Genomic DNA, 13334 nt, shown 5'->3' on the forward strand with positions numbered 1-13334 from the left:
CGTCTACCCCGGCTACGGCTTCCTCTCCGAGAACCCGGAACTCGCGCGCGCCTGCGAGGAGGCGGGCATCACCTTCGTCGGCCCGAGCGCCGACATCCTCGAACTGACCGGCAACAAGGCCCGCGCGGTCGCCGCCGCCCGCGCCGCGGGAGTGCCGGTCCTGGGCTCCTCGGCGCCCTCGGACGACGTGGACGAGCTGGTCCGGGCCGCCGACGAGATCGGCTTCCCCGTCTTCGTGAAGGCCGTCGCCGGTGGTGGCGGCCGCGGTATGCGCCGGGTCGAGAACCCCGCCCAGCTGCGCGAGTCCATCGAGGCCGCCGCCCGCGAGGCCGCCTCCGCCTTCGGCGACTCGACCGTCTTCCTGGAGAAGGCCGTCGTCGAGCCCCGCCACATCGAGGTGCAGATCCTCGCCGACGGCCAGGGCAACGTCATCCACCTCTACGAGCGCGACTGCTCGGTCCAGCGCCGCCACCAGAAGGTCATCGAGCTGGCCCCCGCGCCCAACCTCGACCCGGCCCTGCGCGACCGCATCTGCGCCGACGCCGTGCGCTTCGCCCGCGAGATCGGCTACCGCAACGCGGGCACCGTGGAGTTCCTCCTCGACCGCGACGGCAACCACGTCTTCATCGAGATGAACCCGCGTATCCAGGTCGAGCACACGGTCACCGAGGAGGTCACCGACGTCGACCTCGTCCAGGCGCAGCTGCGGATCGCGGCGGGCGCCACCCTCGCCGACCTCGGGCTCTCCCAGGAGACGGTGCAGCTGCACGGCGCGGCCCTCCAGTGCCGTATCACCACCGAGGACCCCGCCAACGGCTTCCGCCCGGACACCGGCCGCATCAGCGCCTACCGCTCGCCCGGCGGCTCGGGCATCCGCCTCGACGGCGGAACGACCCACGCCGGTACGGAGATCAGCGCCCACTTCGACTCGATGCTGGTCAAACTCACCTGCCGGGGCCGGGACTTCACCACCGCGGTCAACCGGGCCCGGCGTGCCGTCGCCGAGTTCCGCATCCGCGGTGTGGCCTCCAACATCCCCTTCCTGCAAGCGGTGCTGGACGACCCGGACTTCCAGGCGGGCCATGTCACCACGGCGTTCATCGAGCAGCGCCCGCACCTGCTGACGGCCCGTCACTCGGCCGACCGCGGCACGAAGTTGCTCACCTACCTGGCCGACGTGACGGTCAACAAGCCGCACGGCGAGCGGCCCGACCTGATCGACCCGGTCACCAAGCTGCCGCGCGTGGACTCTGCGGGAGAGCCGCCCGCCGGCTCCAAGCAGAAGCTCACCGAACTGGGCCCCGAGGGCTTCGCCCGCTGGCTGCGCGAGTCCCCGACCATCGGCGTCACCGACACCACCTTCCGCGACGCCCACCAGTCGCTGCTCGCGACCCGCGTCCGTACGAAGGACATGCTCGCCGTCGCCCCGGCCGTCGCCCGCACCCTGCCCGAGCTGCTCTCCCTGGAGTGCTGGGGCGGCGCGACCTACGACGTCGCCCTGCGCTTCCTCGCCGAGGACCCCTGGGAGCGGCTCGCCGCCCTGCGCGCGGCCGTCCCCAACATCTGCCTCCAGATGCTGCTGCGCGGCCGCAACACCGTCGGCTACACCCCGTACCCGACCGAGGTGACCGACGCCTTCGTGCAGGAGGCCGCCGAGACCGGCATCGACATCTTCCGCATCTTCGACGCCCTCAACGACGTCAGCCAGATGCGCCCCGCCATCGAGGCCGTACGCGCCACGGGCACGTCCATCGCCGAGGTCGCCCTCTGCTACACCTCGGACCTGTCCGACCCGAACGAGCGCCTCTACACCCTCGACTACTACCTCCGCCTCGCCGAGCAGATCGTCGAGGCCGGGGCCCACGTCCTGGCCGTCAAGGACATGGCGGGCCTGCTCAGGGCTCCGGCCGCCGCCAAGCTCGTCTCCGCCCTGCGCCGCGAGTTCGACCTGCCGGTCCACATCCACACCCACGACACCGCCGGCGGCCAGCTCGCCACCTACCTGGCCGCCATCCAGGCGGGCGCAGACGCCGTGGACGGCGCGGTCGCCTCCATGGCCGGGACGACCTCGCAGCCCTCCCTGACCGCGCTCGTCGCGGCGACCGACCACTCCGAGCGGCCCACGGGGCTGGATCTGCGGGCCGTCGGGAACCTGGAGCCTTACTGGGAGAGCGTCCGCCGCGTGTATGCCCCCTTCGAGGCGGGTCTCGCCTCCCCGACCGGGCGCGTCTACGACCACGAGATCCCCGGCGGGCAGCTGTCCAACCTGCGCACCCAGGCCGTGGCGCTCGGCCTCGGCGACCGCTTCGAGGACATCGAGGCGATGTACGCGTCCGCCGACCGCATCCTCGGCCACCTGGTCAAGGTCACCCCGTCCTCCAAGGTCGTCGGCGACCTCGCCCTGCACCTCGTCGGCGCCGGAGTCGACCCGGCCGACTTCGAGCAGACCCCCGACCGCTACGACATCCCCGACTCGGTCATCGGCTTCCTGCGCGGCGAGCTGGGCACCCCGCCCGGCGGCTGGCCCGAGCCCTTCCGCACCAAGGCCCTCCAGGGCCGCGCCGACGCCAAGCCCGTCCAGGAACTGACCGCCGAGGACCGCGCGGGCCTGGAGAAGGACCGCCGCTCCACCCTCAACCGGCTGCTCTTCCCCGGCCCGACCCGCGAGTACGAGACGCACCGCCAGACCTACGGCGACACCAGCCTCCTGGACAGCAAGGACTTCTTCTACGGTCTGCGCCCGGGCCAGGAGTACGCCGTCGACCTGGAGCCCGGTGTCCGGCTCCTCATCGCCGTGGAGGCGATCGGCGAGGCCGACGAGCGGGGCATGCGCACGGTGATGTCCACGCTCAACGGCCAGCTGCGGCCCATCCAGATCCGTGACGTCGCCGCCTCCTCCGACCTCCCGACCACGGAGAAGGCCGACCGGTCCGACCCGGGCCATGTCGCCGCGCCCTTCGCCGGTGTGGTCACCCTCGCGGTCGCCGAGGGCGACGAGGTGACGGCCGGGGCGACCGTGGCCACCATCGAGGCGATGAAGATGGAGGCCACGATCACCGCGTCGAAGTCGGGACGGGTCTCCCGGATCGCCATCAACAAGGTGCAGCAGGTGGAGGGCGGGGACCTGCTGGTCGAGATCGGCTGACCCCGGGGGCTGCTCCGGAACGGTGACGCCCGCTTCCATATAGCGCACCGCCATTGCGGCTTCATGTCGGTGCGCTGAGTCTGGGTGCATGTCCCGGGCGGCGAGGAGGACGGGCGATGGCGACTGACACCGGCACACCGGACGCCGAACGGCGACGGCTGGCCGAAGCCGACGCGGGCACGGCCCCCTGGCGACGCTGGGGGCCGTACCTGAGCGAACGTCAGTGGGGCACCGTCCGCGAGGACTACAGCGAGAACGGCGACGCCTGGTCGTACTTCACCCACGACCAGGCCCGCTCCCGCGCCTACCGCTGGGGCGAGGACGGCATCGCCGGGATCAGCGACGACAAGCAGCGCCTGTGCTTCGCGCTCGCCCTGTGGAACGGCCGCGATCCCATCCTCAAGGAGCGGATGTTCGGCCTCACCAACGCGGAGGGCAACCACGGCGAGGACGCGAAGGAGTACTGGTTCCACCTCGACAACACGCCCACCCACTCGTACATGAAGTACCTGTACAAGTACCCGCAGGGCGAGTTCCCCTACGGCGACCTCGTGGCCGTCAACCGCGAGCGCGGCCGCCAGGACTTCGAGTACGAGCTGCTCGACACCGGGATCTTCGACGAGGACCGCTACTTCGACGTGTTCGTCGAGTACGCCAAGGCGGGCCCCGAGGACCTGCTGATCGAGATCACCGCGCACAACCGAGGCCCCGACGAGGCGGTCCTGCACCTCCTGCCGACCCTGTGGTTCCGGCACACCTGGTCGTGGGCGGGCGGGACGGCGGTGCCCTCGATGTGCGCGACGGAGGGAGCCGTCCGGGCCGATCACGACGAACTCGGCACCCGCAGGCTGTACTTCGACGGCGGGTCGGCCCTCTTCACCGACAACGAGACCGACAACGAGCGCGTCTTCGGCAGCCCCAACACCACGCCGTACGTCAAGGACGGCATCGACCGGTACGTCGTCCAGGGCCTTCACGAAGCCGTGAACCCCGCGCAGACCGGCACCAAGGCCGCCGTCCACCACGTCCTGACGATCCCCGCCGGAGACAGCGCCCGCATCCGTCTGCGTCTGACGGACGCCGAACTCATGGATCCCTGGGGCGAGTTCGACGTCGTGCTCGACCTCCGCCGCACCGAGGCCGACACCTTCTACGCCGGTGTCACCCCCGACGGCATGAGCGACGAGGAGCGACGGCTCGTCCGGCAGGCGCTCGCCGGGATGCTGTGGAGCAAGCAGTACTACTACCTCGACGTCGAGCGCTGGCTCGCCGAGCACGGCGTCGACCCGCTCGGCGCCGACCCCCGTATCCGCAACAGCGCCTGGTACCACATGGTCAACGACGAGGTCATGTCGATGCCGGACACCTGGGAGTACCCCTGGTTCGCCGCCTGGGACCTCGCCTTCCACACCCTCGCCCTGTCGATGGTCGACATCGGCTTCGCCAAGGGCCAGTTGGAGCTGCTGCTGCGCCGCCTCTACCTCCACCCCAACGGCCAGATCCCGGCGTACGAATGGAACTTCGGGGACGTCAACCCGCCCGTGCACGCCTGGGCCGTCCTCTTCGTCTACGAACTGGAGAAGCACCGCACCGGCCGCGGCGACCGCTCCTTCCTGGAGAACGCCTACCAGAAGCTGATGAAGAACTTCACCTGGTGGCTCAACCGCAAGGACGTGGACGGCAACAACGTCTTCCAGGGCGGCTTCCTCGGCCTCGACAACATCGGCGTCTTCGACCGCAGCGCCCCCCTGCCCACCGGCGGCCACCTCGACCAGGCCGACGGCACCGCCTGGATGGCCCTGTACTGCCAGAACCTCCTCGACATCGCCATCGAACTCGCCGTGGACAACCCGGTCTACGTCGAGCAGGCGCAGATGCTCTTCGAGCACTTCGCGTGGATCGCCGTCGCCATGAACCGCATCGGCAAGGACAACGCCAGCCTCTGGGACGAGGAGGACGGCTTCTTCTACGACGTCCTGCGGCTCCCCGACGGCAGCGCGACCCGGCTGAAGGTGAGGTCCCTGGTCGGCTTGATACCGCTGGCGGCGACGAGCGTGATCGGCGGCCGGGTCGACCGGAGCTTCCCCGAACTGGTCGAGGGGGCACGGGAGTTCATTCACCGGCACCCGGCCGTCGAGGCCTTCGTGACCCAGCACGCCCCGGCGGATCCGGACGCCGACGGGCGCTTCCTGTTCGCCCTGTTCGGCGAGGACCGGCTGCGCCGCGTGCTGGCGCGGATGCTGGACGAGGAGGAGTTCCTCGGCCCGCACGGCATCCGGTCCCTTTCCCGCCACCACGCGAAGCACCCGTACCGCTTCGAGGTGCACGGCGAGACCTACGGCGTCGGCTATCTGCCCGCCGAGTCCGACTCGGGCATGTTCGGCGGCAACTCCAACTGGCGCGGCCCGGTGTGGTTCCCGATGAACCTCCTGCTGATCCGCGCCCTGCTCAACCTGCACGGCTACCACGGCCCCGACTTCACCGTGGAGTGCCCGACCGGCTCGGGACGAGAGCTCAACCTCTACGAGGTCGCCCGGGAGATCTCCGACCGGCTCACCGCCACCTTCCTCCCCGACACCGACGGCCACCGGCCGGTCCACGGCGCCCAGCCCAAGTTCGCCAAGGACCCGCACTGGAAGGACCTGATCCTCTTCTACGAGTACTTCCACGGCGACAACGGCGCCGGCCTCGGCGCCTCCCACCAGACCGGCTGGACCGGCCTGGTCGCGGCCACCGCCACCCTGTTCCACGCGATCAGCGCGGACGACTGGCACCGGGGCGGACGGGAGTCGCTGTCATGACGGTGATCTACGAGATCAACACCCTTGTCTGGCTGGGAGAGTTGAGCCGCCGCTACGGGCGTCCGGTCACTCTGGGGGAGGTGCCGGAGGAGGTATGGGACTCCCTGGTGCTCCCCGGCATCGACACCGTCTGGCTGATGGGCGTCTGGGAACGCAGCCCGGCCGGGCTCCGGATCGCCCTGAGCAACGGGGAGTTGACGGCCTCCTTCCGCGACGCCCTCCCCGATGTCACCGAGGCGGACATCGCCGGATCGCCGTACTGCGTACGGAACTACGTCGTCGATCCGGCGCTGGGCGGCCCCGAGGGCCTGGCCGCCGCGCGCGCCCGACTGGCCGCGCGCGGAATGCGGTTGATCCTCGACTACGTGCCCAATCACGTGGCCCCCGACCACCCCTGGCTCACCGAACGCCCCGACTGTCTGGTCCGGGGGAGCGCGGAGGATCTCGCCCGAGCCCCGGGCGACTTCATCGAGGCCGGGGGCGGGATCTACGCCCGCGGCCGCGACCCGTACTTCCCTCCCTGGCCCGACGTGGTCCAACTGAACGCCTTCAGCGAGGAGTTGCGGACGGCGGCCGTCGAGACGCTCGTGTCGATCGGCGACCAGGCCGACGGCGTCCGCTGCGACATGGCGATGCTGCTCATGAACGACATCTTCGGCAAGACCTGGGGCGACCGCGCGGGCACGGCCCCCGCCGAGGACTTCTGGCCGTACGTCATCCCACGCGTCCGCGCCCGCCACCCCGACCTCCTCTTCGTCGCCGAGGCCTACTGGGACCTCGAATGGGCCCTCCAGCAGCAGGGCTTCGACCACTGCTACGACAAGCGCCTCTACGACCGCCTCCTGCACGAGGACGCCGACGCGGTCCGCGCCCACCTCGGCGCCGACCCCTTCTACCAGCGCGGCCTGGTCCGCTTCCTGGAGAACCACGACGAGCCACGGGCGGCCGCGGTGTTCCCCGCGGACAGGGAGCGCGCGGCCGCCGTGACCGTGGCGACCCTGCCCGGCGCGACCCTCTGGCACGAGGGCCAGTTCGAGGGCCGCCGGGTGCGCCCACCGGTCTTCCTGAACCGCAGGCCGCAGGAACCCTCCGACATCGCGTTGCGCGACTTCTACGGCCGGCTGCTTCCCGCCGCTGCCGCCGTCCGCCGGGGCGACTGGCGGCCGCTGACCCCGGTGGGCTGGCCCGACAACGACACCCACCGCGCCCTGCTCGCCTGGACCTGGACGCATCCGGACGCCCGCCACCTGGTCGTGGTGAACGACTCCGACCACCCCGCCCAGGCCCGGCTGTCCCTGCCCTGGGACGACCTGCGCGGACGCCGACACCGCCTCACCGACCTGCTCGACGGGAAGGTGTACGACCGTGACGGAGACGAACTGGCCGACTCCGGACTGTTCGTGTCCCTGGAGCCCTGGGGGTGCCACGCCTTCGAGTGGTGAGGGCCACGCCACGGGCGTACGGTCGTACGGAGACCATGAGCACCGACCCGCAGGCCCGTTCTGCACCGCGCACCACCCCACCGGACTCCGGCGGCGGTGGGAACGCCATGGCCCTGCTCGTGATCGCGTCCTGCCAGCTCATGGTGGTGCTCGACATCACCATCGTGAACATCGCGCTCCCGCACATCCAGACCTCCCTGGACTTCTCCACGACCAGCCTCGCCTGGGTCGTCAACGCCTACACGCTCACCTTCGGCGGCCTGCTGCTGCTCGGCGGGCGCGCGGGGGACATCCTCGGCAGACGGCGGGTCTTCATCTGCGGAGTGCTGCTGTTCGTCCTCGCCTCGCTGCTCGGCGGGCTCGCCCAGAACGAGACCCAACTCCTCGCGGCGCGCGCCCTGCAGGGTGTCGGCGGGGCGATCGCCTCCCCGACCTCGCTGGCCCTGATCAGCACGACCTTCCGTGAAGGCCCCGAGCGCAACCGGGCGTTCGGCGTCTTCGCCGCGGTCTCGGCCGGCGGCGGCGCGATCGGACTGCTGGCCGGAGGGATCCTCGTCGAGTGGCTGAACTGGCGGTGGGTGCTCTTCGTCAACGTCCCCATCGGACTGCTCATCGCGCTCGCCACGCCCCGCTGGATCCGCGAGTCCGAGCGCCACCCCGGCAACTTCGACATCACCGGCGCGCTGACCGCCACCGCGGGCATGGTGCTGCTGGTGTACGGCTTCATCCGGGCCGCTCAGGAGGGCTGGCGGGACACGCTCACTCTCTGCTCCTTTGCAGGGGCGGTCGTCCTGCTCGTGGTGTTCGTGCTGGTCGAGAAGCGTTCCCGGCAGCCCATCACCCCGCTGCACATGTTCGCCGACCGCAACCGCGCGGGCACCTACGGCATCATGCTGTGCCTCGCGGCCGCGATCTTCGGCATGTTCTTCTTCCTGACCCTCTTCACCCAGAACGTCCTGGGCTTCAGCCCGTTGGCGACCGGTTTCGCGTTCCTGCCGGTCAGCGCGGTGATCGCGGTCGGCGCCGGACTGGCCTCGCGGTTCCTGCCCGTGTACGGACCCAAGCCGTTCATGGTGGTGGGCGCGATCCTCGCGGCGGCGGGGCTTGCCTGGCTGACGCTGACGGACGTCCACTCGACGTACGCGGGCAGTGTCCTCGGACCGATGCTGGTCTTCAGCCTCGGCATGGGCATGGAGTTCGTCTCCCTGACGTTGATGGCGCTCTCCAACGTGCCCACCGAGGAGACCGGCGCGGCCTCCGGACTCCTCAACGCCACGCAGCAGGTGGGCGGTTCACTCGGGCTCTCCATCCTGGTCACGATGTTCGGCACGGCCAGCACCAACGAGGCGGAGAAGCAGGTCCCGCGCTTCCTGGCCCAGGCCACCCCGGCCGAACGCCGCCTCTTCGACCGCACCGGGCAACTCCCGGGCTCCTGGGGCGACGAGGTCCTCACCGCCGGCGCCTCCGCCGCCTTCGTCATGGCCGCGATCTTCACGGTGGTCGCCGCACTGATCGCCGTGGTGGTCATCCAGGTCCGCCCGTCCGACCTGGAACGGCTGAAGGGCGGACCGATGCCGGGCCCTTGACCTCTACAGTTCGGGCCCGTCCAGCCCCGCACCGGCGTCGGGGTCGGGGTTGAACACCGGGTGGTAGCTCTCCGGAGGCGCGAGATAGGTGGTCGGCAGTCCACCGGTGTCGATGACGATCTGGTCCACCGCGATCGCGGGGTCGACCATGAAGATCCGCAGGACATGCTCGCCGGGCTCGGTGACGGTCACCGTCGTGGTCAACCGCTCGACGCCGTCCTCGACCTGGCGTGCCCAGGCGTCCCCGCGGTTCCCGGTGGCGACGGCCTGTCCCGACAGCACGGTGACCGGCTGGTCGTCGAGCCCGACCGCCAGCCGCCGCTTCCCGCGCTCGTCCAGGGAGGGCAGCCGGAAGACGGTGATAGGGAAGGTTCCGGTGCTGCTGAACCGCACCCGGTACCGCAACTCCGGTGCCAGGGAGGCGAGATCACCGGTGATCGGGGCCGCCGTGGACGGCGTCGCCTCGACCGCTCCGGTACGGCGGCCCAGACCGGGCACGGTCCCCCAGCGGGAGCCGCCCCGCGCCACCCTCCGGTCGGCGTGCCGGGCGTCGATCGACACATACCCGTGGGCCTCGGCGAAGCCCCGCGCTCTTCTGCGGCCGTTGACCACCCGCAACGGCACCTCGAAGCGCTGCCCGGCGCCGCTGAAGACGACCACGGCGTCCTGCGTGCCCTCGGGAGCGCGCTCCCAGTCGATCTCCACCCACACCCGCCGCTGCTCGGTCAGCGTGCCACCGGCCGCGCTCGGCACCACCCACGGGTGACTGACCTCGACCGACCAATCCAGCGGCAGGAAACCGGTGTTGAAGACATCGACGAAGCGCCGGTCACGGGTGTAGGAGGAGAACGAGAGGGGCCGGGTCGCGCCGGTCTCGTTGCCCTCGGCGGCGACTCCGAGCCCCGAGGTCTCCTGCCGGGGCACCCGGGTGACGGCCGGCCGCCCCGGCGCCTTCGGGATCTGGGACGGGTAGGGATTGATATACCCGTCCCATTTCCCGCCCGCCACCTCGGTGTTGTACCGGGAGGTGAGCGCGGCCTCCGCCGTGTGCGCCGCCAGTGCCAGGTCCGCGAAGCGGTTCGTCCCGGCCCCGCGCCCCTGGCGGGCGGCGAGCGTGTTGCGGTCCGCCCAGTAGTACTTGAGGTTCATCAAGTAGGCGCCGTGCACCGGGTATTCGACCAGTTCGTAGAAGGCGTCCCGGTACGCGTCCGGGAGGTCGGCGCCCACCGCTCGGACCCGGGCCAGCAGCCGGTCGTACGCCCCCATCCGGCGCCCGGCCTCGTCGCCGTGGTGGACGACGGAGAGGAGTCCGGCGGCGATGAACTCCGGTCGCAGCTCCCCGGCCAGCCGGTAGTACTCGGTACGGATCTCCGCGACCTCCCGGGCGTGGCGCCGCCCGAACTGCCGCCCGGCCCACTCGGCCAGGAAGTCCTCCACCTGGTCGGCCCGCCACCGGTCCACGTCCCAGGCCATGTCCATCGCGAACGACAGGCCGGTCTCGATCGACTTGAGGTCGCCGACGTTGAAGATCCACATACGGTCGGTGCCGTGCTCGTACACCCGCCGCAACTCCTGCCAGACCTTGGCCACTTGGGTGGTGTCCAGCCACAGATAGCTCTTCGGGCGGCCCCAGTAGGACAGGTGGTAGTAGATGCCGTTGCCGCCCGGCCGGGCCCGCTCCGCCTCGTTCGGCAGCTGGCGCATGTTGCCGTGGTTGTCGTCCGGCCAGATCAGCGTGACGTCGTCCGGGACCCGAACGCCCGCGTTGTAGAGGTCCAGGACCTCCTTGTACGGGATGAAGATCTGCGGCTCGGCGGCCGCGCCGACCTCCTCGGCGAGGATCCGGCGCTGGTCGGCGATGATGTCGTTCATCACCACGACCTTCTCCGGGATCGTGGTGGCGTACCTCGTCTCCAGCGCCGAGTCGTGCAGCCCGCGCATGCCGAGCGTCCAGCTGCTCTCGTACGCCGCGTTCTGTCTCGCCCGGGCTCTCCAGTAGTCGGAGATGGTCGCGGGGTTGACCGTGTAGTCGTAGACCGGTGCGCTGCCGTCGGCGTTGGGGTGCTCCGCGATCCACGGCTCCCACTCGTGGACGCCGTTGCGCAGCAGCGCCTCGGGGTGGCTGGAGCCGACGACGATGCCGTAGCGGTCGGCGAGTTCGGGGTTCTCCCGGTACTTGTTGAAGAAGTCGGAGTACGGATGCATCGCGGGCCAGAGGTAGTTGGCCTTCAGACGCAGCAGCAGCTCGAAGAGGCGCTTGTACGTCTCCGGGCCGATGTTCTTGTCCGGCTCCTGGGTGCGGTGCGACCAAGTGGTCAGATTCTGCTCGTCGTTGATGAAGACGCCCCGGTAACGGACCGACGGCTCCCGGCGTTTGAAGGTGCCGGACGGGACGGTGACCGTGTCGCGGTGTTCGACCGGGACGTCGGCCCACCAGTACCAGGGGGAGACGCCGATGCGCTCCGAGGTGTCGTAGACGCCGTAGACGGTCCCGCGCCGGTCGCTGCCCGCGATCACCAGCGCGCGGTCCACGTCGGGTGCCGGACGGTCGACGACCTGGGTCACCGAGGCTTCCCAACGGCCCTGTACCTGGGAGACGTCGAGGCGTCCGCGGGCGGCGAGCCGGTCGATGACGGGGCTCGCGCCTAGGGTGCCCACCAGGATCAATAGCGGGGCGTTCGACGGGAGTTCGCGCAGGAGGCCGGGTCTGGTTCCGGAGACGCGCTCGACGTCGGCCTGGAGGTCGCCGGCCGCGCGGGCGATGGCCGGGTCGTCCGCCGCGTCCACGAAGATGCCGACGGCCGTGCCGTCCTGGGCCAGCGGGAAGGCGGGGCGGTCCGAGGGTGCCGCCTCGGCGACGGGCGGGAGGACGGCGGGCAGGAAGGGAGCCGCGCCGACGGCGGCCATTCCCCGGAGGAAGGACTTGCGGGTCCACTGCTGCTGCGGCACGAGACGCTCCACCTGGTTGGCATGGTCAGGCCAGAAAGCGCTTTCTCAGGAACCCTAGGGGGGACTTCGCAGGGAGTCCAGAGGTGTGCGTGAGGTGAGTGGTGTCCCGGGTTCGTGCCGGTGTCAGGCGGGCCTGATCGCGCCGCGGATGATCGACTCGCCGGTCGGGTAGATGGACTCCTCGCGGATGTGGGCCCCCGGGCCCGGCGCGTGGATCATCATGCCGTTGCCGGTGCACAGGCCCACGTGGCTGAGGTCGTCGTGGAAGAAGACCAGGTCGCCGGGCTCGATGGCGTACAGCGGGACTTCGGTGCCGGTGGCGGCCTGCTCCGGCGCGGTGCGGGGCAGGGCGACACCGGCGACCTTCCAGGCGGCCTGGGTGAGACCGGCGTTGTCGTACGACCCCGGGCCGACCGCGCCCCACAGGCAGGGCTTGCCGATCTGGGCGCGGGCGAAGGCGAGGACCTGGATGACCTTGGTGGCGTAGCCGGAGTCCACGGTCTGGGTGGGCACGGGGGCGGGCATCGCGGGGGCCATCGCCGGCGCCGGGCTTGCGGGCGGGGCGGGGGTGGCCGCGGCCGGCTGCTGGGGCTGCCAGGCGGGTTCGGGGGCGGTGCGGGGGGCCGGGATGAACGGCATCGCCTGGGTGGGCTGGACGGGCTGGGGAATCTGGACGGCTTGGGGCGCCGGCTCGGGCTGCAGTACCGGGATGCTCTGCGTGGCCTGCGTGTTCTGCATCATGTCGGTCGGGAGGGGCTCGAACGACAGGAGCCGGTTGCCGGGCTGGGCGACGCTCGCGGTGTACGGGAGGTCGAACTGGCCGGTGTCCGCCGGGGGTTGAGCGGGCGGCTGCATGGTGGTCACGGTGTACGGGACCTCGAACTGACCCGTCTCCATGGTCGGGAGCGGGATGTTGAACTGCCCGGTGTCCATGAGGGACGCGGTGCTGAACTGCCCCGTGTCCATGGGCGTCACCGCGCTGAACTGCCCGGTGTCCATGGTGACGGGCACGTTGAACTGCCCCGTGTCCATCGGCTGCGGAACGCTGAACTGGCCGGTGTCCGTGGGCGTCACGACGCTGAACTGTCCGGTGTCCATGGTCGGGAACGGGATGTTGAACTGCCCGGTGTCCATGGTGTTGCCCGCGGGAAGAGCGTTCTGCGGGCCGGGGCCGAGCGCCAGCGGGGCCCTGCCGGTCCGGCCCGTACGTGCGGCGAGCAGGTCGCGGGCGCGGGCGAGCTTGTCCTGGGCCTGTTCCTTGGCGGCGCGCAGGGCGGACTGGTCCCGCTGGGCGGGGGTGCTCGCGGGCGTCGGCGCCGACCGCACCGGATCCCGGTCGCCGTCGTCGCCCCGCAGCAGGCCGCCGCGAAGATCGTCGGGCAGCTCAACGCCCTCGACCAGCACGAACGCC

6 protein-coding genes are annotated in these 13334 nt (G+C 70.9%); 4 read left to right on the forward strand and 2 right to left on the reverse strand.

The window, feature by feature from the left end; all coding sequences use genetic code 11:
• The 4 genes from ABZ896_RS48790 to ABZ896_RS48805 form a co-directional block, all read left to right on the forward strand.
• Positions 1–3145, forward strand: a 3145-nt coding sequence (locus ABZ896_RS48790; RefSeq protein WP_360944569.1) for a pyruvate carboxylase, incomplete at its 5' end; no start/stop codon positions are given.
• A gap of 116 nt (positions 3146–3261) precedes the next feature.
• Positions 3262–5946: a glucosidase gene (locus ABZ896_RS48795; RefSeq protein ID WP_360944572.1), complete on the forward strand. Its 2685-nt coding sequence runs from the start codon at positions 3262–3264 to the stop codon at positions 5944–5946.
• The gene (locus tag ABZ896_RS48800; RefSeq protein WP_360944575.1) at positions 5943–7388 is read left to right on the forward strand and encodes an alpha-amylase family glycosyl hydrolase; all 1446 of its coding nucleotides are present in this window, start codon (positions 5943–5945) and stop codon (positions 7386–7388) included. The genes ABZ896_RS48795 and ABZ896_RS48800 overlap by 4 nt, the downstream gene beginning before the upstream one ends.
• A gap of 107 nt (positions 7389–7495) precedes the next feature.
• A complete protein-coding gene (locus ABZ896_RS48805; RefSeq protein ID WP_360944578.1) occupies positions 7496–8974 on the forward strand; it encodes an MFS transporter in 1479 nt (492 codons plus the stop codon).
• Between the two features lie 3 nt (positions 8975–8977).
• Here the strand turns inward: ABZ896_RS48805 and ABZ896_RS48810 are convergent, their stop codons facing one another.
• Together ABZ896_RS48810 and ABZ896_RS48815 are read right to left on the reverse strand one after the other, a co-directional pair.
• Complete coding sequence (locus ABZ896_RS48810) at positions 8978–11881, reverse strand: glycosyl hydrolase 115 family protein (RefSeq protein WP_360944581.1); 2904 nt, start codon at positions 11879–11881, stop codon at positions 8978–8980.
• A gap of 165 nt (positions 11882–12046) precedes the next feature.
• Entirely contained in the window at positions 12047–13327 is a 1281-nt protein-coding gene (locus ABZ896_RS48815; protein ID WP_360944584.1) for a C40 family peptidase, read from the reverse strand.
• Positions 13328–13334: the final 7 nt, after the last annotated feature.

It is taken from the genome of Streptomyces sp. NPDC047072 (assembly GCF_040643855.1).
Classification (GTDB): Bacteria; Actinomycetota; Actinomycetes; order Streptomycetales; family Streptomycetaceae; genus Streptomyces.

Coding starts and splice junctions, on each gene's coding strand:
- ABZ896_RS48795 (WP_360944572.1), top strand. CDS start 3,262: ATGGCGACTGACACCGGCACACCGGACGCCGAACGGCGACGGCTGGCC.
- ABZ896_RS48800 (WP_360944575.1), top strand. CDS start 5,943: ATGACGGTGATCTACGAGATCAACACCCTTGTCTGGCTGGGAGAGTTG.
- ABZ896_RS48805 (WP_360944578.1), top strand. CDS start 7,496: ATGGCCCTGCTCGTGATCGCGTCCTGCCAGCTCATGGTGGTGCTCGAC.
- ABZ896_RS48810 (WP_360944581.1), bottom strand. CDS start 11,881: ATGGCCGCCGTCGGCGCGGCTCCCTTCCTGCCCGCCGTCCTCCCGCCC.